The sequence below is a fragment of the Cellulophaga baltica genome (genome assembly GCF_018861125.1).
In the GTDB taxonomy this organism is placed as follows: Bacteria; Bacteroidota; Bacteroidia; order Flavobacteriales; family Flavobacteriaceae; genus Cellulophaga; species Cellulophaga baltica_A.
The window spans coordinates 52,251-73,360 of sequence record NZ_JAHKQN010000004.1 but is presented as its reverse complement, the minus strand read 5'-3'; the positions used below and the strand labels follow the sequence as shown (position 1 = coordinate 73,360).

The window sequence follows — 21,110 nt, the reverse complement described above, 5'->3', positions numbered from 1 at the left end:
TAGTATACTTTTATAATTTCTTTTTAAATTTATAGTATGCAAAAGATCACAATAGCAATAGACGGATATTCATCCACAGGAAAAAGCACGATAGCAAAACAGCTTGCGAAGGCTTTAGAATACGTATATGTAGATACCGGTGCAATGTACCGAGCAGTAACACTTTTTGCAATGCGAAATGGTTTTATTGAAGAAAAAACAATCGAAACTGAAGCATTAGTAAAGTTGCTACCAAAAATAAATTTAAAATTTGAATACAATGATGCTTTAGGTTTTGCTGAAATGTATCTGAATGGTGAAAATGTTGAAAAAGAAATAAGAACCTTAGAAGTTTCACGTAATGTAAGTGAAATTGCTGCTATTGAACAGGTGCGTTTTAAACTAGTTGAAATGCAACAAAAAATGGGAGAAGAAAAAGGTGTTGTGATGGATGGTAGAGATATTGGTACTGTTGTTTTCCCTAATGCGGCATTAAAATTGTTTATGACAGCTTCTGCAGAAAAAAGAGCATCAAGACGATATAAAGAATTGTTAGATAGGGGAGATGATGTAACTTTTGATGAAGTACTTAAAAATGTTGAGCATAGGGATTATTTAGATTCTCATCGTGAAGTATCACCGTTAAAATTAGCTGATGATGCTATAGAGTTTGATAATAGTGATATGGGCTTAGAAGAGCAATTTGAACGAATATTAAATTACGCAAAACGCGTTATGGAAAAGCAATAAAAAAAGGCACTCAAATGAGTGCCTTTTTAGTTTTGTAAAATCAATTTTTTATAAGTTTGGTATAACTAAAACTTGATCTGGCTGTATAACATCTGGATTAGATAAGATGTTAGTGTTAGCTTCAAAAATTTGCTTATACTTCATTGGATCACCATAATATTCTTTAGCAATTTTACTTAAAGATTCACCACTTTTTACTGTATGCCTATGATACACAGATTCATCAGTAACAGAAATGTTCGCTTTAACATCTGAAGCACTCTCACCACCAATTTCTTTAATCTTATCCCAGATTAAATTTTTTTCGTAGGGAGTTGCAGCCTCACCTTTTATTTTCAAAACGCCAGCATCTTCTGATACATCTCCATTTTTAATACCTAATTCTTCTCCAAGGTCTAAAACGCCTTGATATTTAGCTTTTACGCTCATGTTTATATATTTTAATAGTTAATATGATAACTGAAAGATACAAAATAAAGTATAAAATAATAGTCTATTTAATGCTATTAAAATATTAATTAATGTTATCCGCTTTCATGTTAGGTAATTAGTTTGTGTGTTTAATATAAACTTTGTATTTTTGCACACCTTTTTCAAACAAGTAAAGTAAGAGGAAAAAGGGTTTTTTTATAAAAAATAATGTATAACACTTTTGTAGTGCGTGTTTAACTCTTATTAGAGCTACAAAATACAAATTATTAATCAGCAAATGGCTGAAGAAAACAAACCAGCAGAGGCAGCAGAAGCTGTTGAAGCAAAAGTACAGGCACCTGTACAAGATCCTCAAGAATTTTTAGAAAACTTTAACTGGACAAAGTACGAGCAAGGTATTGAGCAAGTTGATGATGAAAAACTTAAAGAGTTTGAAACATTAGTAGCTGAAAACTTTGTAGATACTATGGATGAAGAAGTAGTTCAAGGTACTGTAGTTTACATTACAGATCGTGAAGCTATTATCGATATTAACGCAAAATCAGAAGGTGTTATTTCACTTAATGAGTTCCGTTACAATCCAGATTTAAAAGTTGGTGATAAAGTTGAGGTACTTATCGACATTCGTGAAGATAAAAGTGGTCAATTAGTATTATCTCATAGAAAAGCCAGAACTATCATGGCTTGGGATAGAGTTAATGCTGCGCATGACAAAGAAGAAATCGTTAATGGTTTTGTTAAGTGTAGAACTAAAGGTGGTATGATTGTAGATGTTTTCGGAATCGAAGCATTCTTACCAGGTTCTCAAATTGACGTTAAACCAATTAGAGATTACGATCAGTACGTAGGTAAAACTATGGAATTCAAAGTAGTGAAAATCAACCACGAGTTTAAAAACGTTGTTGTTTCTCATAAAGCACTTATTGAAGCTGATATCGAAGAACAGAAAAAAGAAATCATTGGTCAATTAGAAAAAGGACAAGTATTAGAAGGTGTTGTTAAAAACATTACTTCTTATGGTGTGTTTATTGATTTAGGTGGCGTTGATGGTTTAGTGCACATTACTGACCTTTCTTGGTCTAGAATTAACCACCCGAACGAGGTTGTTGAGTTAGATCAGAAATTAAACGTTGTAATCCTTGATTTTGATGATAACAAATCAAGAATTCAATTAGGTCTTAAGCAATTAGAGAAGCATCCTTGGGAAGCTTTATCTGATGAAATTAAGATTGGTGACAAAGTAAAAGGTAAAGTAGTTGTTATTGCTGATTACGGTGCATTTATTGAAGTTGCTGAAGGTGTTGAGGGATTAATTCACGTTTCTGAAATGTCATGGTCAACTCACTTACGTTCTGCTCAAGATTTCGTAAAAGTTGGTGATGAGGTTGAAGCTGTAGTATTAACTATGGATCGTGACGATCGTAAGATGTCTCTTGGTATCAAGCAAATGACTCCAGACCCTTGGACTGATATTACTACTAAATACCCAGTAGGTTCTAAGCACACAGGTGTTGTTAGAAACTTTACAAACTTTGGTGTATTCGTAGAATTAGAAGAAGGAATTGACGGTTTAATTTATATCTCTGATTTATCTTGGACTAAGAAAATCAAACACCCATCAGAATTCGTATCTGTAGGTGATAAATTAGAAGTTGAAGTATTAGAGTTGGATGTTCAAGGACGTAAATTATCTTTAGGTCACAAACAAACAACTGAAAATCCTTGGGATAAGTACGAAACTGAGTTTGCTTTAGATACAACTCACACTGCTACTATTGCAGAGGTTGTTGATAAAGGAGCTACTATTGACTTTAATGATGACATTCAGGCTTTCATACCTACGCGTCATTTAGAAAAAGAAGATGGTACTAAATTAGGTAAAGGTGATACAGCAGAATTCAAAATCATTGAGTTTAATAAAGAATTCAAGAGAGTTGTTGCAAGTCACACTGCTATCTTTAGAGAAGAAGAAAAACGTAATGTAAAAGCGGCTGTTAAAAAAGCTGCCGCTGCTGCTGATGAAGCTAAGCCTACTTTAGGTGATGCTAACGAAGCATTACAAGCGTTAAAGGATAAAATGGAAGGTAAGAAGTAATTCAACCTTGTGTTAAAATCTAAGTCTGCTTAATGTAGATTGTAAGAAGCCTGGACATTTGTTCAGGCTTTTTTTTATTCAAACAAAACAATCACAATTCTAATTTGTTTTAGCTATTATAATATTAATTTGATATTTTTGTAATCACACAAAAATTAGGCATGAGTCAAAAAGTATTGCTTTCTTCAAAAGAGATAAATATTATCCTGCATCGTTTGGCTTGTCAGCTTTTAGAAAACCACTTAGATTTTAAGAATACCGTTTTAATTGGCTTACAGCCACGTGGTATTTATTTAGCTCAACGTTTGAACGATATTTTAAAATCGGACTACGGTGTTAAGCATATAGATTTAGGTTTTTTAGATATTACTTTTTATAGAGATGATTTTCGTAGAGGTGATAAACCACTTGAAGCGAATAAAACCAACATCAATTTTTTAGTAGAAGATAAAAATGTAGTTCTTGTAGACGATGTTTTGTATACAGGCCGCAGTATTAGGTCAGCATTAACAGCAATACAGTCTTTTGGGCGACCATTAGAAATTGAACTGTTGACATTGATTGATAGGAGATTTAGTAGGCATTTACCCATTCAGCCCAATTATAGAGGTCGACAAGTAGATGCTATAAATAATGAAAAAGTTAAGGTGATGTGGAAAGAGAATGACGGTGAAGACACTGTCTATTTAATTAATACAACAGCTTAAATTAATTAGGAAATAACAATTATGAGCGAATTAAGTGTAAACCACTTGTTAGGAATCAAATATCTTAAAGAACAAGATATTCAGCTTATTTTTGAAACTGCCGATCATTTTAAAGAAGTTATTAATCGTTCGATTAAAAAGGTACCTTCTTTACGTGATATTACAATTGCTAATGTTTTTTTTGAAAATAGTACGCGTACAAAACTATCATTTGAGCTTGCTGAAAAACGTTTGTCTGCCGATGTAATTAATTTTTCTGCAGGGCAATCTTCTGTTAAAAAGGGAGAAACTTTGGTTGATACGGTAAACAACATTTTATCTATGAAAGTAGATATGGTTGTTATGCGTCATCCAAATCCAGGAGCAGGAATATTTTTGTCAAAACATGTGAAAGCGGCTATTGTAAATGCAGGTGATGGCGCACATGAACACCCAACACAAGCATTGTTAGATTCATATTCTATTCGTGAGAAATTGGGAGATGTGGCTGGTAAAAATGTTGTAATTGTTGGCGATATTCTACATTCAAGAGTTGCGTTGTCAAATATTTTTGCATTAAAATTGCAGGGAGCAAACGTAAAAGTTTGCGGACCAAAAACACTAATTCCTAAATACATTGAGTCTTTAGGAGTAGAAGTGGAGACAGATTTACGTAAAGCGTTAAATTGGTGTGATGTGGCAAACATGCTTCGCATACAAAATGAACGATTAGATATCAGTTATTTTCCGACAACTAGGGAATACACACAACAATTTGGTGTAAATAAAAAACTGTTAGAAAGTTTAGATAAAGAGATTGTGATTATGCACCCAGGACCAATAAATCGTGGAGTTGAAATTACAAGTGATGTTGCCGATTCAAAACAATCTATCATACTTAATCAAGTAGAAAATGGTGTTGCAATTCGGATGGCAGTAATATATTTATTAGCTTCAAAAATAAAATAAAAACGTATGATTTTTGATTCAGATGGAACAACAACTATTGTTCATCAAGAAAATGCAACTTTAAAAACCTTTATAGAGAATTTATTAGGCGGTTATGATCAAATTAAGAGCAACCATATAATTGTAAACCTTTTTTCATTTTCAGAATTGGCTACTGACGATGTCATGGAATTTTTAGAAATTTCAAACAAACACAGAGCAACAAAAAAGTCATTTGTTTTGGTAAGTGAACGCATTTCTTATGATGACGCTCCTGAAGAGTTAGCTATTGCGCCAACAGTTCAAGAAGCAAAAGATATTATTGAAATGGAAGAAATTGAGAGGGATTTGGGGTTATAAGCTTACAGATCCTAATAAAATAGATGAACTTTGATGAAATTAACGATACTTGGTTGTTATGCAGCTACACCACGAACAATGACGAACCCAACGTCACAAGTATTAGAAATTAAGAACCATATGTTTTTAATCGATTGTGGAGAAGGCACACAGGTGCAGTTACGTAAGCATAAAATTAGATTTTCTAAAATTAACCATATTTTTATTTCGCACTTACATGGTGATCATTTTTTTGGTTTACCAGGCTTGGTGTCAACATTTCGCTTGTTGGGTCGTGAAGCCGAAATGCACATTTACGGACCAAAAGGTATTAAGGAGTCCATTAATCTATTATTAAAATTGGGTAATTCATATACTAATTACAATCTTGTTTTTCATGAGCTGACAAGTAAGGATTCAGTTTTGGTTTATGAAGATGACAAAGTTTCGGTAGAAACAATACCGTTGAAGCATAGGGTTTATACCAATGGATTCTTATTTAAAGAAAAAGTTGGCTCTAGAACCTTAAATGTTGAAGTGGCTAATAGTTATGGTATTGAAAAGTGTTATTTTCAAAATATTAAAAACGGGAAAGATATTATCCTTGATGATGGTAGAACCATTGAAAATAAAGAACTAACTTTTGATCCGCCAATACCAAAAAGTTATGCTTTTTGTAGTGATACCGCTTATAAACCAGATATTGTTCCTATTATAAAAGATGTTGATATTTTGTACCATGAAGCTACGTTTTTAGAAGAACAAGCAGCAATCGCGCCTAAAACTAGGCATTCTACGGCAAAAGAAGCGGCATCAATTGCAAAACAAGCTAATGTAGGTCAATTAATTTTGGGGCATTATTCTACACGTTATAAATCTATAGAGCCTTTCAAAGTTGAAGCATCTGAAATTTTTGAGCATGTGCTTTTAGCTGATGATGGAAAAGAGTTTGTGTTTTAATATGTTGACAGCTTTTTAGTGATAAATAAATATCACACTAAAAATAACCCACATTTATCGTATAAATAACACCTATATTTTTCGTGTTTTGCTATCTTTTCAGTACTTTGTTAAACTTGATTTAGAGTGCTAAAAAATGCAAAAAGACTTAGGGAATTATAGAAAAATTTACGCTAAAAGTGAATTGGAAGAAAAGAGTATATCTGATAATCCAATTGAGCTTTTTCAAAAATGGTTTTACGAAACTGAAGCATCTGATGGTATTGATGAACCAAATGCAATGACGGTTTCAACTATTGGATTAGATGGCTTTCCAAAAAGTAGAGTGGTATTGCTTAAGAAATATACCCATGAAGGGTTTATTTTTTATACAAATTACGATAGTGAAAAAGGTAAAGCTATCGAAGAAAACCCCAACGTTTGTGTTTCTTTTTTTTGGCCAAATATGGAGCGTCAAATCATTATTAAAGGTAAAGCTGAAAAAGTAGCAGCGAACCTATCAGACGGCTATTTTGAATCAAGACCAGATGGAAGTAAATTAGGGGCAATTGTATCAAATCAAAGTAGTGTAATACCATCAAGATCTGTTTTAGAAGAAAAGCTTAAAAATTTAGAAAAAGAATACGAGTCTAAAGAAATTCATAGACCTAATAATTGGGGAGGGTATATTGTAAAGCCTATTTCAGTAGAGTTTTGGCAAGGAAGACCAAACCGATTACATGATAGAATAAGATATACTTTAGTTGGTATCGATTGGAAAATCGAACGTTTAGCACCTTAAAAATATGCTATAATAATTTAAAACTGTTATACAATTTGAAAACACTAATATTAATGCGCCACGGAAAATCATCGTGGGATTTGCCTGTTTCAGATATAGATAGAGCATTAAATGAACGAGGAGTAAATGATGCTCATTTAGTAGCGTCAGAATTTATAAAAACTAATTTAACAATTGATGCTTTGTATTCAAGCCCTGCAAATAGAGCTTTACATACTTCAATGATTATGTTACGTTCCTTAGATTTTCCTTTTTCAAAATTTCAAATAATAAAAGATTTATATGATTTTTCAGGAGAATCGGTTATGAGTTTTGTGAAAGAATTGAATAACGATTTAAATACAGTAATGATATTTGGTCATAACCACGCTTTTACTGAAATTGCAACAACTTGGGGAAATTATTACATTGGTAATGTGCCAACAGCAGGTTTGGTAAAAATGAATTTTGATATTGATAATTGGAGTGAAATATCTAAAGGCAAAATAGAAACAACCATATTCCCAAAACAACTAAAATAAGAATGATAAAAGATAAAAATCAATATATAAATAGAGAAATTAGTTGGTTAGAATTTAACAAACGAGTTCTTCAAGAAAGTGCTGATAAAAAAGTGCCATTAATTGAACGCCTTCGTTTTTTAGGTATTTTTTCTAATAATTTAGATGAATTTTTTAAAGTACGTTACGCAACGGTAAAGCGTATTGTTGAAGCTGGTAAATCTGGTAAAAGTGCTTTGGGTGGTGAGATTGCAAAAGATCTTTTAGAGGAGATTACTAAAGTTGTAATTCAGCAACAAACAGAAAGTCTAGATATTCTTAAAGAAGTAGAGAATGAGCTTGAAGATGAGAATATTTATATTATTGATGAAACAGAAATAACACCATCACAAGACGAATTTGTAAAAAATTATTTTGCAAATAAAGTAAGTCCTGTTTTGATGACGATTATTTTAAATGATCTTCGTGAATTTCCAGTTTTAAAAGATACTGCTGCTTATTTAGCTATTAAAATTGTATTAAATAAAGAACCTGGTGAGCGCGAAGCAAAAAATAGATATGCTTTAATTGAAATCCCAAAAGGAATCGATCGTTTTGTAGTATTACCAAAGGAAGACGGTAAAGATTATATTATCATTTTAGATGATTTAATTAGGTATTGTTTAGATAGTATCTTCACAATGTTTGAATATCAAGAGATATCTGCACACATGATAAAAATTACCCGTGATGCAGAATTAGATATTGATAATGACTTAAGTAAAAGTTTTATTGAGAAAATATCAAGCAGTGTAGAGCATCGAAAAATAAGTGATCCTGTTCGTTTTGTTTACGATAAAAATATAGCTGCAGATACACTTTGTTTCTTGAAAGAGAAAATGAATATTGAAGGTACAGACAGTGTTATTCCTGGTGGTAAATACCATAATAGGCGTGACTATATGGGCTTCCCAAGTTTAGGTAGGCAAGATTTACTGTATGAGAAAATAAAACCATTGCCAGTAAAAGGGTTTAGTTTAGAAGGTAGCTTGTTTGAGAGTATTGCTCAAAAGGATTATTTACAATATACACCGTATCACACATTCTCATACATCATTAAATTTTTACGTGAAGCGGCATTAGACCCAAAAGTAAAAGCAATTAAAATAACAGTTTATCGATTAGCAAATAACTCTCAAGTAGCGGCATCATTAATAAATGCAGTTAAAAATGGGAAACAAGTTACCGTGCAAATTGAATTGCAAGCTCGTTTTGATGAGCAAGCTAATATTGAATATGCGGAGCAATTACAGGCTGAAGGTGTTAAATTAATTTTTGGTGTTCCGGGATTAAAAGTACACAGTAAAATTTGTTTGATTGAGCGTGAAGAAGACAATGAAATTAAGCGTTATGGTTTTGTAAGTACAGGTAACTTTAATGAGGCTACAGCGCGTATTTATACAGATTACACCTTGTTTACTGCAGATGATGTGTTGTTGAAAGAATTAAATAAAGTATTTGACTTTTTTGAAACTACTTATAAAATTAATAAATACAAGCACTTAATAGTATCACCACATTATACTAAAAATGTATTTAGAAAATTAATTGATACAGAGATTGAAAATGCTAAAGCAGGTAAAGAGGCGTACATTAAAATAAAAATGAACAGCTTTACATCGTATAAAATGGTAGACAAATTATACGAAGCTAGTAATGCAGGTGTAAAAATTCAATTAATTATTAGAGGTATCTGTTGTTTAATACCAGGTGTAAAAGGGATGAGTGAAAATATTGAAGCAATAAGTGTTGTAGATAAGTTTTTAGAACACACACGCCAGTTTATTTTTGCAAATGATGGTGATCCTAAGGTATATATATCTTCTGCAGATTGGATGACACGTAATTTAGATTATAGAGTAGAGGTAGGTTGCCCTATTTATGATAAAGATATTAAACAAGAATTGATTGAAACTTTTGAAATAACTTGGAAAGATAATTTAAAAGCAAGAATTTTTTCTAAAGAACAAGACAATGCATATAGAAAAATTGAAGGGCCAGAATTGCGTTCTCAATTTGAATTATATAATTATTACCAAGCAAAATTAGAATCTTAAAAACAATATATTGAAAGTTAGAAAATATGCGGCAATTGATATTGGCTCTAACGCTGTTCGATTATTAACGCACAATATAATAGAAGAAAAAAGTAAGAATCCGCAATTTAGGAAAAGCTCTTTAGTAAGGGTTCCTGTTCGTTTAGGAGAAGACTCCTTTACTGTTGGGGAAATTTCAGACCGTAATGCAGATAGAATAGTTGATACTATGAAAGCGTTTAAGTTATTGATGAATGTAGCTGGGGTTGAAAAGTATATGGCTTGTGCTACTTCTGCAATGCGTGAAGCAAATAACGGATTAGAAATAATTCAGCGTGTAAAGGAAGAGGCTGAAATTACCATTGAGCTAATTGATGGTAAAAGAGAAGCAGCAATAATTGCATCAACAGATTTAAAACAATTAATGCAAGATGGTAAATCATACTTGTATATTGATGTTGGTGGTGGTAGTACGGAGTTTACATTTTTTACTCAAGGGAAAATTAAAGTTTCTAAATCTTTCAAATTAGGTACGGTACGTTTATTAAATAATATGGTAGGCGAAAGTACTTGGTTAAAACTGCAAGAATGGATTAAAGAGCAGATGAAAACCATAGATCAGGTATCTATAATTGGATCAGGCGGAAACATTAATAAACTACATAAAATTTCAGGTAGAAAAGAAGGTGAAGCCTTATCAGCACTGTGGTTAAAGGCGCAATATAATTTTCTCGATAGTCTTACTTATGAAGAAAGAATATCAGAATTAGGTTTAAACCCTGATAGAGCCGATGTTATTATTCCGGCAACCAAAATATTTTTATCAGCGGCGAAATGGTGTGGCGCTAAAAAAATTCATGTTCCAAAAATTGGGCTTTCAGATGGTATTATAAAAACATTATACTACGCGGATAAATAAATTTTTATCCGTGTATACTTTCTTTCTTACTTAGGTCTTTCATTATTTCAGCCTCAAAAGATAATAAGTCGCTCCATTTTTGATTTACCTCAGTTTCATCACCGTATTTACGAGCAAATTTCAAAAACATAGTATAATGGCCTGCCTCGCTAACCATTAATTTATGGTAAAATTCGGCCAACTCTTTATCTTTTAATTCTTCTGATAATAGTCTAAAACGTTCACAGCTACGTGCTTCAATTAAAGCAGCATATAATAAACGATGTACCAATTGCGTAGTTCTACTACCACCTTTTGGGAAAAATTTAATCAAAGCAATTACATACTCATCTTTTCGATCTCTACCCAATACATTACCACGAGCAATAATACGATCATGAACCATTTTAAAATGACCCATTTCTTCACGGACTAAAGCAACCATTTCTTGTACTAGTTCAGTATATTCAGGAAAAGAAACAATTAATGATACAGCAGTACTTGCTGCTTTTTGTTCACAATACGCATGATCCGTAAGAATTTCGTCAATATTCTTTTCAACAATATTCACCCATCTTGGGTCCGTTGGTAATTTAAGTCCTAACATATCTAGTTTAATTCTATTCAAATGTACAAGGAAACAATATCACATCAAAATAGTATCTTACAGGGTAATTTAATTTTTAAGTAAAAATCAGTTATCTATGCGTATTTTATTTAAAGCACTAGCGATAATTTTTTTGTTTATTATTCTTAGTTTCCGCTGTTTTACAATACAATGATCCTGATCCAATTATTTGGATGCTTATTTATGTTGTTGCTATGGTAATAACTATTTTATTTCTTATAGATATGCTAAGTATGAGAGTGCTTTTAATTTTTATGCTATGTGCTTTCTTAGGTTTTTCGTATGTATTTCCTGATAAATTTGAAGGTTTTGAAATAGGAAAAGGTGATATAAAAAATATCGAAAAAGGTAGAGAAGCTTTTGGTTTATTACTAATGGCTTTCGTATTTGGCTTATTTGCTTTGGGTAAAAAACTAGTAAAATAGATTTAATCTTTTTTCTTAGTAATTTTTTTTACCGATTTTGATGATGTATACCAGAGTAGAAAACCACTTAAAACAGTAACTAAACCAAGGAGTGAAAAAGCTCTTAGAACAATAGTATTAAAATTATCCCTACCTTCATAATCCATGGTGTGCGTCATCCATAAAAAATCAAACCAACGCCAATTTTTATGTCTTACAGTTTGAAATTTGCCATCTTTAGTAGAAATATAAGCTTTTAGGTTTTCATCAGTTTTGTATGATATAACATAGGCGGGTAATAATCTGCCACGATATTCATGATGTTTATCTGTTTCGCTTATTTGTTTAATTGCTAATATTTCTAAATCAGCTTTCATGTGGTTTTTGGCAATGTATAATGCTTCTTGCTCCGTAATGTTACTTTTTTTGCTTCCGTCTAAAGCATTGTAAAGTTGGTTTTTATTAACCCAGTAATGAGGAGTATTGCTTATATCTCTTAATTCGATAGTATGAATGTCTTCAGTTGTTGCAATATCTGAAGGGCTTATTAAACCACTAAAGGATTTTGGTTGGTAGTTTAAGTTTTTAAAATAATCACCATGAATCTCATCTAAATCTGTCCAGCTAAAATAAAGTCCGCTAATAGTCCAGAATAAAAATTGAATTCCCAAAAACAGCCCTAAATAACGGTGTGTTTTTCTAATTTTTAAAGCTAATTTTCTATTCACCATTTTTAAAAATATCTATACTATACAGTTTTAGACAAAATTAGTTTAAATAAATATTTTATTGAATAGAAAGATTTTAATGTTAATATAGGATTTTTAGTTTTTGTTGGTCTTCAACTTTTATATCACCTGAGTTAATTATGGTATTGTTTTTATGATGATTGTTCTTTTCTCCCCATAAAACAGCGGTGTATTTAGGGCTGTTATTTTTAAATGTATTTGCTGTGAGTTCAACATTTATAATGCCTTTTGTTTTTAATAAAATAGCATCTTTTTCATTTTTACCACAATTAGCAAATGTGTTGTTTGTAACCGTTAAAATTCCTCCGATAGTAGATTCATCATAACCACCTCTGAAAAAATCAATTACATTTTGTTCTATATTTTTAAATTCGCAACGTTCAAAAGTTACCATTTCAGCATTATAATCTCCTTTTTCTTCTGAAGAAAGTACAATGCCATTTTTGCATTTTTTTAGAATTGAACTTTTGAATGAGATAGCATCAGAAAATGAACCTTTTGTTGCTTTTAAAATATAATTGAAATTTTCTACCGAACAGTTTTCTACAGATAAATTGTATGCAGATGCCATATTTTCTTTTAATGGAGCAAATGCAGTTATAGAGCCATCACCTTTTAATATTAAATTCTCTAATTTTAAATTTCCTTCTGGATGCATAGCAAAAGCCAGTGAATCACTGTTTTTAGTAAAAACTATTGTTGCTTTATTGTCTTTGTTTTTAGAACGGATGATAATGTCTTTGTTTATATTTATAGTGTTTTTAAGTCTATATAAACTATCAATCAATTCTATAATATCTCCTGAATTTGCTTCTTTTATTTTTTGAGATAAATCACCATCAACTGCAGTAGCGGTAATTAGTTTTTGCTCAGCAATATTTTTTTCGGTATTAAACCAGTTAGGACCAAATTTCTTTTCATCTATTTTAAATTTTTCTGCGTTTGCTAAATCTGTAATAGCACCAATATTATTATTATTATTATTTCTATTGGTACCAAAAAGATCTGTTTTTATAGTTTCAAAATCGTAACCTTCAAAAACCTCAGTTAATAATTTATTATTTGAAGATTCAGGTGCATATAACCATTCGTTGATTTTTTTCATTTTTATTGATGTGTTTTTTAAAACATCATATTCGGTATATGTAGCACCATTATTATCAATTAAATTATTTTTAAATAAAATACCACTCATTTCACTGTGGTTTATAACCGGTATTTTGTCTTCTTGCGTATTGTAAATAATATTATTTGCAATAATACTGCGTATTGGCGGTGCAGAACGGATTTCACTTGCAGGAAGTACAGTAGCGCTTTTTAAGTTTTGGCCAACACCAATTTGCCAAGGTGACGAACAATCTACCCATGTATTATGAGCAATAACAGCATCAGAAACTTGTAAATAACGGTTTAAAGGTGTCATTGGTATCCCGTTCATCATTGCTAATGGTGATCTAAAAGCCTCTCCTTTAATTTTGTAAAAATAGTTATTGGTAATCCAATGCCCGGCATTTACAACTCTTATACCACCGTAAAAGTCAGAATCATCATCGCCTATAAAAATATTACCATCTACAGTAGCATAGCTACCATGTCTCAATACAAGTGAACCTTCGCATTTATAAAAAATATTGTTTTTATAAGAGTTGAAGTTTGTTTTGTCTGATATGATTTCAACCTCGCCATTACAGGCTTCAAAATAATTGTTTGAAACATTTACATAACCAGGAACAAAACGAGTTTTACTGTCCCCAACACGAATTGTTTCAGCTCTTGGTCCACCTTTTCGTGGGCGTGGTCCAAAATAATTATTCACTATTTGGTGATGGCTATTTATATTTTTATTACCAGTAAAAAATACCCGTAATGTTTCTCCGTCATTAGATTTTCCTGAGATATAGCAATGATCTAGTTGATTGTTTTTTCCAAAAAATTCAATCCAATGGTCATTGGTAAATCGGTTTGGTTGTGTGAAATTTTCTATAACGGTATTAGTAACTTTACTATTTGTAGCAGTAATATCATTATCAATTTTATATCTAATAATACTACTTTTTGGGGTATAACCATTTCTAAAATATAATCCATCAACTATTAAATAATCTCCTCCTAAATGCAGGTATGAAACCCCTTCAATAAAAACTTTTCCAGGAGTTTCAGCACGTAATATAATAGGACTTTCTTTAGTGCCAAGTGCATAAAAATTAATTTCTACATTATTCCAAATGCCATTTTTTAATACAATTTCATCACCAGGAACAACTTTACTTATACTCTCTTTTAGTTCAGTAATGTCGTTTACAAGTATAATTTTTTTGTGTAATTTCTCTTTGCATGAAAGTACTAAAAGTAATGAGCATATGACAATTATAACCTGTTTCATCATGGTTGGTTTTTTTGTTATTTAGGGTACTCTGACTCATTTCATAATTTAAAATAAGTAGAATTAATACTTGATTTAAATTGTGATTTTTTTAATTTAAATCAATAATACTATTAATTATAGAAATAAATAAGTTTAAAATAATATTTGTGATAAATAACAGTTGAAATAATTGAATATAAAACAGTTGACTTCAAATAGCTTTGTTTTAATTTTCTACCTGTGTTTTTTTGGCAAGACGTATTAAATACGGAATAATAATTTCTCGGTGTTTCCAAGCAATTTCATGCCCTTTTTCAGGGACTGTAATTATTTTAATATTTTTAAAGTTTTCTTTAGTGTAGTTTATATTTTCATAGGGCACTAACTCATCTTTATCACCATGAAAATGTAAGACAGGGATAGTTATTTTATTCCAATCGTTTTCTAATAATGCTAGTTCTTCAGCATGTACCTTTTTTTCATCACCAGCGACTCTATAAGCAGTTGGAACTAACCACCTTGTTAAAAACCACTGTGTAAAACGAGCGGCCCAGACATCCTTCTCGTTATCTGGATCAATTGCGGGAGAAATCATTACAACAGCTTTTACATTTTTATTTAAATAACCTACCCTTGCAGCTAAAGGTCCTCCATAAGAAGAACCAACTACAATCACATTTTTTAATTGATTTTCATTAATTATGGTACTCATTATTTGGGCTTGTTTATCAATTGAGGTCATCTCATCACCAAAATTAGAATAACCATATCCAGGCCTGTCAATAGCGTACATATTTGCTTCCGTTCTTAAAATAGAATCAGCTAAATAACCTTCCCAAGCAGATAAAGAACTTGGAGAACCATGAAAAAACACAAAATTTATGTTGTTATTTTCTTTTGGAGTAACCGAAAAAATACGTGTTTTTAAATTGAGGCTGTCAACTTTAAAATATGATATTGTACTCTCAATATTTAATTTGTCAAACTTTTCTTTTAATTCTTTATCGGTCTTTCGCCACTGTAAAACAGTACATGAAGTATATAATATACTAATGAAAATTAAGATATGTACTGCTAAAAGCTTTTTCATAAACAAGGCAATAGATAAATCTAATTTTAAAATTTATCATAGACTCACTTATTTAGAAATATTTAACCAATCTAAAAAATCAGAAAAAAAGTATTTCAATGATCTTCATAGGTTTTGTTTGCTGTTAATGAGAATTCAAAAATTTATTAATACTTCAGTTTTAAATTAAAGAAAAGCAAAATAGATAAGAAAAATAGTATACTATTTTTCTTATCTATTTTGCTTTTAAGATTAATCTCAAGTAAAACTACTCTCAGGTTTTATTTTGCGTATGCACCTGATGAGTAAGTTAACTCATAACTATGTGTGTAAATTTCGAATACAATACCAAATGGATCTTCAACATAACACATTTTAAATGGTTTGTCTTCTGGGTAATATTCTCTTATTGGCATTCTTTGTTTACCACCTAAAGAAACTATTTTCTCAATTAATTTTTCAATTTCAGGATCTTGAATACAAAAATGGAAAAGACCTGTGTTAAAGGGGGTAAACTCTGGCGCTTCTTTAATTCCGTGAGGGAAAGAAAATAATTCAATACCAATACCATCAGAAGTTGCTAAATGTGCAATTTCAAATTCTGTCCAGGCATCACCAAAAACGTCAATACACATTTGGCCAATAGCTGTTTCTTTTTCTTTTTTTACTTTAGAAGGTTCCATAATTACATACCATCCCATAACCTCAGAATAAAATTCTACGGCTTTATGAATATCAGGGACTGTTATTCCTATATGTGAGAACGACTTTGGGTAATTCTTTTTTGTTGTCATGACTTTCAATTTAGATTGTAAAATTATACTATATTTGACTTATTAACAATAACTTACTAAAAAGTGTTATAGTTACCTAAATGAGTAAATTAATGATTATTAGTGTTTTAAATTTTATTTATTTTGAAGAAAGATGTTAAATGCCCTTTAAATTATACAATGAATTTAATTGGAACAAAATGGAAGCCGTTAATTATGTTTCATTTATTGGATGGAAACTTACGTTCAGGAATTCTTCAAAAACATATTGAAGGAATTTCTAATAAGATGTTTACTCAAACGGTTAGAGAATTAGAAAAAGACGGGCTTTTAACCCGAAAAGTATATCCTGTAGTGCCACCAAAAGTTGAATATGGTTTGACAAAGCGTGGTAAATCGTTAGAAGCTATTTTAAGAGGTTTAGATAAATGGGGACTTGAAGATAGTCAACAATAACTAATGATATTTGTATAAATTTATATTAATAACTGGATGAATTTTAGTTTTTGGTACTGATATATGTCATATTTTTTATTCTGTAAGTAGTTTAAATTTAGAGTATTAAAATGACAGATTATGGAACTCAAAAAAAACCCAAAAGCAGATTTAAACAGAAATAGTGGCCTATATTTTGCAATAGGCCTAGCGCTTTCACTTTTTGTGGTATGGAGGTTATTTGAATATAAAACATATTCTACGGTGGACGAAGTTGTTCAAGTAATAAACGTACAAGAAATACTAAAAGAAGATATACCTATCACAAGGGCTATAAATACACCACCGCCACCACCACCGCCTTTAGCACCTGAAATTATTGAAGTGGTGTCTGATGTATCGGAAGTTGAAGAGACTTTTATAGAAAGTAGTGATATTAATCAAGAAACAGTAATACAAGAAACAATTGCAGTTGAAGATATTGAGGTTATTGAAGTAGAAGAAGAGATTACTGTGCCTTTTGCAGTGATTGAAAATGTACCTGTTTTTCCTGGCTGTGAAAAAATGAAAACTAACGATCAGAAAAAAGCTTGTTTTCAACAAAAAATTCAAGAGCATGTGAAAAGTGAATTTAATTATCCTGCTACTGCTTTAGAATTAAATATACAAGGTAGAGTTTTTGTTTACTTTACAATAGATCAAAAAGGAGCCATAACAAACATACAAACTAGAGGGCCGGATATAAGTCTTGAAAAAGAAGCGGGTCGTATTATTGCAGCACTACCTAGAATGAAACCAGGTATGCAACGTGGCTCTAGTGTGAAAATGCCATATTCGGTTCCTATAACTTTTAAAATGGCTTCATATAGCGATCAATAAGAGTTAATTTTATAAAGTAGCAGGCGTAAATTAATAAATTTACGCCTGCTACTTTTAATAGTTATTTAAAAGTGAATGAAAGTGGATTGTTTGTTTTAGAAAGGATTTTTAATCTCAATATCAAATGCTAAATAGTGAACGACTTGCAAGTCAGACTTTCCTAATAAATTATTCATATAACCAAAGTTGAAAGTTGTATTTAATGTCGCTAAAGTATAAGCATAATACAATGAAAAACGAGCTTCTTTATACCCAAATTTGTTCCAATTATTATCCTCTCTTGTAGCGGAAAGTAAAAATTCTGCTGTTGTAATTAATTTATGAGTTTTAAAATTATTTAAGTTAAGAGTCATTTTACCGCGAAAACGAGTTCTAAATTGCCTGTCTTCAATATAAGAATCAAAATTTCTATTATAGAAAAAGCGTATTTCGGGTCTAAAACTAAACGAATAATCTATATTTTTAAGACTGTTTAAATAAAACAAACGTCCATAAGCTCTAATTTCTTGCCGTGCGTTTTCACTATCTAATTCATAAGGTGCGCTAGTGTTATATTGATTTTGCCACCTGTAACTCAATGCAACTGAATACTTCCAATGTTTTTTAAAATGATTTGATATTTCTTCATTAAAAACATAAATAGAAGGGTTTTGAAATAGATTGTAGTTATCAGGATTGCTAATTCTTCCTAAGCCAATATGTGTTGATGAAACTACGTTGCCAGATGAATTTAGTTTTTGTTTTATTCCTAAAGCAAACCAACTAGCATCATTTGTGTCACCCAGTCCTGGAGGAGTAAACTGGGCGAAACAATTTGAATAATAGATGAAGGTTAAAAGAATAATAAATACTATTTTATACATATTCTTCATAAAATTAATCTGCTACTTTACTTAAAATATTTCCATTATTACCTACAATAACATCCCAATCTTGTTTTAATACAGCTTCTAGTTCCATTTTATAAAATACTTTTCCGTGGTCTGTTATTTCTTCTAAATCACTTACTGTATAGCCGTTAAATTCAGATTTAATTTTATTGTTTACAGCTTGGGGTAATTTATTTTTGGCAATGTCATGCTTATGTTTTACCATTTTGCCTTTATTGTTATACCAAATTTCATGATCTGTATTCCAGCCAATTTCGAAATCAACATAATATAAATTACCATCAACTTCCCATTCTATGTCTGTGGCTTTTGGGTATTGAGTATTAAAATTATTTATGATTACTGATGGTATTTGGTTTTGTGAAATGTCTTGTGCCTGACTAGTAAATGTGATTGCTAAAACTGTTCCGATAATTAAAATTTGTTTTTTCATTTTGTATGTTTTTTAAAAATTATGCTACAAATGAAATACCTGAATGTGGAAACAATTGGGAATTATTGGGCAATCAACTTTTTTTATTTAAAAAAAATAAGCTCAAACAAGTGTGAAGTGTTTTTATAGTGATAGTTTATTGTTATGGCATACAAATCGGCAATAGCCTTTGTGATTGTTAAACCTAAGCCAGTATTGTTCTTTTTTAAATTAGACTTGTAGAATCTATTAAAAATAACTTTTTTATCTAACTCACTGCCTGGTCCTGTATTGTTTATTTTTATTGAATTATTTTTAATCGTTATTGATATTGTGCCATTCTCATTATTATGAAAAGTGGCATTTTTAATTAAATTTGAAATCATAATACTTGCAAGTGTAGCATCCATTTGTATTTTTAAATCTGATATTTTCTCGACGGTTACAGTAATATTTTTAAAAGTTATAATATCTTCTAAATCATGTAAAGATTGTTGTACTATAGTATTAATTGATATTGTTTGATTGTCTAAAAACTGTTTGTTTTCAATTTTAGTTAATAATAATAATGATTTGTTTAGGCGAACCAAACGTTGAATCACTTGGTAAATTTCAGTAATGTTTTTGGCTTCTTTATCTTTTAAGCTTCCTTGCTCTAAAAGTAATTCTAACTTATTAGTAGCAATGGCTAATGGTGTTTGTAGTTCGTGTGATGTATTTCCTATAAATTCTTTTTGCTGTTCGTATACATCTATATTATGAACTAATAATGTATTTACTACTTTCTGTAAATCTGTAAATTCTTTTATATTGGTATTTGTTTCAGGAATTGTTTGTGTTTTACCCAGATGGAATTTTTTAAGCTGATTAAGAAAGTTATAAAAAGGTTTCCAAAGTCTTTTTAAAACAATATTATTTATAAATACAATACCAATAATTAAAATGGTATAGAGCCAAATAACATCCCATAGTAACTCATTAATAAGGTCATCTTCTTCTACCATTGAGTTTGCTATTTTTAATTGATAATATTGGTTATCAATTTTAAATGCTGTAATTAACATTCGTACAGGTTCTGGTTCAGGCTCTGCATCATCAGCATCTTGCATTAATAAAATAGTATCACTGTAGCTATCTGTTACGGTAATTGCATGTTGCTTATCAATTTTATGGATGGTAAAAAAACTTTCATCGAAATACTGTTTGTTTAAAATGCTAGGGTCTTTAATTGCATTTTGAATTATAATCCGTTTGTAGTTTTCTAAACCTTCATCAATACTTCTTTTTATTTCTTTAAGCATATTAACGTAAAAAAATACAGACCAAATTGTCACAATACCCAATATTGAAATAGATAAATGTTTTATAGATTTATTGAGTAATTTCATATTAAAATTAGTTTGTAGCCTACCCCGTAAATAGATTCTATTTCAAAAGTAACTTTAGATTTCACTAGTTTTTTACGTAAGTTTTTAATTTGGTAGTACACAAAATCAAAATTATCAGCTTGGTCTGTATTATCTCCCCAAACATGTTCGGCAAGCGCATTTTTAGTAATTAACCGGTTTTTGTTAGACATAAAGTAATTTAAAATATCAAATTCCTTTCGGTTAAGTGTAACCAATTTATTGTCTACAAAAAATTGTCTTTCTTTGAATACTAGAGTAGTATTGCCAAATTCAATAGTGTTTTTTCCGTTTAATTCTTTTCTTCGGATAACAGCTTTTATTCGGGCATTGAGTTCCGCTAAATGAAAGGGTTTTGTAAGGTAATCATCAGCCCCTAACTCCAAACCTTTAAGTTTGTCGTCAAGAGAATCTTTAGCAGAAATTATGATTATATTTTCACTTTTTTTGGCTTTTTTTAATTCATTTAAAAGCTCTAATCCACTACCGTTAGGTAGCATGATATCTAATAAAATACAATCATATTCATAAATAAAAATTTTCTCATAAGCACTATGATAGTCACTAGCTGTTTCCACTAGAAACTTCTCTTTTTCTAGCGATTCTTTTATATGATAAAGAAGTTGCTGTTCGTCTTCTATAATTAAAATTTTCACA

22 protein-coding genes and 1 pseudogene are annotated in these 21,110 nt (G+C 30.6%); 13 read left to right on the top strand and 10 right to left on the bottom strand.

The window, feature by feature from the left end; all coding sequences use genetic code 11:
- The first annotated feature begins 36 nt into the window (after window positions 1-36).
- A complete protein-coding gene (gene cmk, locus KO500_RS00420) occupies window positions 37-729 on the top strand; it encodes a (d)CMP kinase (RefSeq protein WP_215954517.1) in 693 nt (230 codons plus the stop codon).
- Window positions 730-777: 48 nt separating this feature from the next.
- On the opposite strand, the gene KO500_RS00415 is transcribed toward cmk, so the two are convergent.
- Window positions 778-1,158: a LysM peptidoglycan-binding domain-containing protein gene (locus tag KO500_RS00415; RefSeq protein ID WP_215954516.1), complete on the bottom strand. Its 381-nt coding sequence runs from the start codon at window positions 1,156-1,158 to the stop codon at window positions 778-780.
- A gap of 280 nt (window positions 1,159-1,438) precedes the next feature.
- On the opposite strand from KO500_RS00415, the gene rpsA reads away from it, so the two are divergent.
- From rpsA to KO500_RS00370, 9 genes are all read left to right on the top strand, one after another.
- Window positions 1,439-3,256 carry a 30S ribosomal protein S1 gene (gene rpsA / locus KO500_RS00410; RefSeq protein ID WP_215954515.1) on the top strand — a complete coding sequence of 606 codons (1,818 nt, stop codon included), beginning with the start codon at window positions 1,439-1,441 and terminating at the stop codon, window positions 3,254-3,256.
- 161 nt (window positions 3,257-3,417) lie between these two features.
- Window positions 3,418-3,963, top strand: a complete 546-nt coding sequence (gene pyrR, locus KO500_RS00405; protein WP_215954514.1) for a bifunctional pyr operon transcriptional regulator/uracil phosphoribosyltransferase PyrR — start codon at window positions 3,418-3,420, stop codon at window positions 3,961-3,963.
- Window positions 3,964-3,984: 21 nt separating this feature from the next.
- Window positions 3,985-4,911: an aspartate carbamoyltransferase catalytic subunit gene (locus KO500_RS00400; RefSeq protein WP_215954513.1), complete on the top strand. Its 927-nt coding sequence runs from the start codon at window positions 3,985-3,987 to the stop codon at window positions 4,909-4,911.
- 6 nt (window positions 4,912-4,917) lie between these two features.
- Window positions 4,918-5,250: a ribonuclease Z gene (locus tag KO500_RS00395; RefSeq protein WP_215954512.1), complete on the top strand. Its 333-nt coding sequence runs from the start codon at window positions 4,918-4,920 to the stop codon at window positions 5,248-5,250.
- Window positions 5,251-5,283: 33 nt separating this feature from the next.
- Window positions 5,284-6,189, top strand: coding sequence for a ribonuclease Z (locus KO500_RS00390; RefSeq protein ID WP_215954511.1), 906 nt, complete (start codon window positions 5,284-5,286; stop codon window positions 6,187-6,189).
- A gap of 136 nt (window positions 6,190-6,325) precedes the next feature.
- Window positions 6,326-6,970, top strand: coding sequence for a pyridoxamine 5'-phosphate oxidase (pdxH, locus tag KO500_RS00385; protein ID WP_215954510.1), 645 nt, complete (start codon window positions 6,326-6,328; stop codon window positions 6,968-6,970).
- A gap of 35 nt (window positions 6,971-7,005) precedes the next feature.
- The gene (locus KO500_RS00380; RefSeq protein WP_215954509.1) at window positions 7,006-7,491 is read left to right on the top strand and encodes a SixA phosphatase family protein; all 486 of its coding nucleotides are present in this window, start codon (window positions 7,006-7,008) and stop codon (window positions 7,489-7,491) included.
- A gap of 2 nt (window positions 7,492-7,493) precedes the next feature.
- Window positions 7,494-9,566, top strand: a complete 2,073-nt coding sequence (gene ppk1, locus KO500_RS00375; RefSeq protein ID WP_215954508.1) for a polyphosphate kinase 1 — start codon at window positions 7,494-7,496, stop codon at window positions 9,564-9,566.
- A gap of 10 nt (window positions 9,567-9,576) precedes the next feature.
- A complete protein-coding gene (locus KO500_RS00370) occupies window positions 9,577-10,464 on the top strand; it encodes a Ppx/GppA phosphatase family protein (RefSeq protein WP_215954507.1) in 888 nt (295 codons plus the stop codon).
- Between the two features lie 4 nt (window positions 10,465-10,468).
- On the opposite strand, the gene KO500_RS00365 is transcribed toward KO500_RS00370, so the two are convergent.
- On the bottom strand, window positions 10,469-11,050 hold the full coding sequence (locus KO500_RS00365) for a tRNA-(ms[2]io[6]A)-hydroxylase (protein ID WP_215954506.1): 582 nt from the start codon (window positions 11,048-11,050) through the stop codon (window positions 10,469-10,471).
- Between the two features lie 152 nt (window positions 11,051-11,202).
- On the opposite strand from KO500_RS00365, the pseudogene KO500_RS00360 reads away from it, so the two are divergent.
- Window positions 11,203-11,496: pseudogene (locus KO500_RS00360) on the top strand (transmembrane 220 family protein); the annotation flags it as partial.
- A gap of 2 nt (window positions 11,497-11,498) precedes the next feature.
- On the opposite strand, the gene KO500_RS00355 reads toward KO500_RS00360, so the two are convergent.
- From KO500_RS00355 to KO500_RS00340, 4 genes are all read right to left on the bottom strand, one after another.
- Window positions 11,499-12,206 (bottom strand): PepSY domain-containing protein, encoded by a 708-nt coding sequence (locus tag KO500_RS00355; RefSeq protein WP_215954505.1) that lies wholly within the window; start codon window positions 12,204-12,206, stop codon window positions 11,499-11,501.
- A 79-nt stretch (window positions 12,207-12,285) separates the two neighbouring features.
- Window positions 12,286-14,610, bottom strand: a complete 2,325-nt coding sequence (locus KO500_RS00350; RefSeq protein ID WP_252732393.1) for a chondroitinase-B domain-containing protein — start codon at window positions 14,608-14,610, stop codon at window positions 12,286-12,288.
- A gap of 205 nt (window positions 14,611-14,815) precedes the next feature.
- Window positions 14,816-15,679, bottom strand: coding sequence for an alpha/beta fold hydrolase (locus tag KO500_RS00345; RefSeq protein WP_215954504.1), 864 nt, complete (start codon window positions 15,677-15,679; stop codon window positions 14,816-14,818).
- 260 nt (window positions 15,680-15,939) lie between these two features.
- Entirely contained in the window at window positions 15,940-16,452 is a 513-nt protein-coding gene (locus KO500_RS00340; RefSeq protein WP_215954503.1) for a VOC family protein, read from the bottom strand.
- A 159-nt stretch (window positions 16,453-16,611) separates the two neighbouring features.
- Here KO500_RS00340 and KO500_RS00335 point away from each other — a divergent pair, with 159 nt between their 5' ends.
- Window positions 16,612-16,887, top strand: a complete 276-nt coding sequence (locus KO500_RS00335; protein WP_215954502.1) for a winged helix-turn-helix transcriptional regulator — start codon at window positions 16,612-16,614, stop codon at window positions 16,885-16,887.
- Between the two features lie 120 nt (window positions 16,888-17,007).
- A complete protein-coding gene (locus KO500_RS00330; protein WP_215954501.1) occupies window positions 17,008-17,745 on the top strand; it encodes an energy transducer TonB in 738 nt (245 codons plus the stop codon).
- Between the two features lie 95 nt (window positions 17,746-17,840).
- Here KO500_RS00330 and KO500_RS00325 read toward each other — a convergent pair whose 3' ends face one another.
- The 4 genes from KO500_RS00325 to KO500_RS00310 all read right to left on the bottom strand — a co-directional run bounded on the left by KO500_RS00325 (window position 17,841) and on the right by KO500_RS00310 (window position 21,109).
- A complete protein-coding gene (locus KO500_RS00325; protein ID WP_215954500.1) occupies window positions 17,841-18,608 on the bottom strand; it encodes a DUF2490 domain-containing protein in 768 nt (255 codons plus the stop codon).
- A gap of 13 nt (window positions 18,609-18,621) precedes the next feature.
- Entirely contained in the window at window positions 18,622-19,068 is a 447-nt protein-coding gene (locus tag KO500_RS00320; RefSeq protein WP_215954499.1) for a PepSY-like domain-containing protein, read from the bottom strand.
- Window positions 19,069-19,151: 83 nt separating this feature from the next.
- Window positions 19,152-20,435, bottom strand: a complete 1,284-nt coding sequence (locus KO500_RS00315) for a sensor histidine kinase (RefSeq protein ID WP_215954498.1) — start codon at window positions 20,433-20,435, stop codon at window positions 19,152-19,154.
- Window positions 20,432-21,109 carry a response regulator transcription factor gene (locus KO500_RS00310; protein ID WP_215954497.1) on the bottom strand — a complete coding sequence of 226 codons (678 nt, stop codon included), beginning with the start codon at window positions 21,107-21,109 and terminating at the stop codon, window positions 20,432-20,434. Before KO500_RS00310 ends, KO500_RS00315 begins: the two co-directional genes overlap by 4 nt.
- Window position 21,110: the final 1 nt, after the last annotated feature.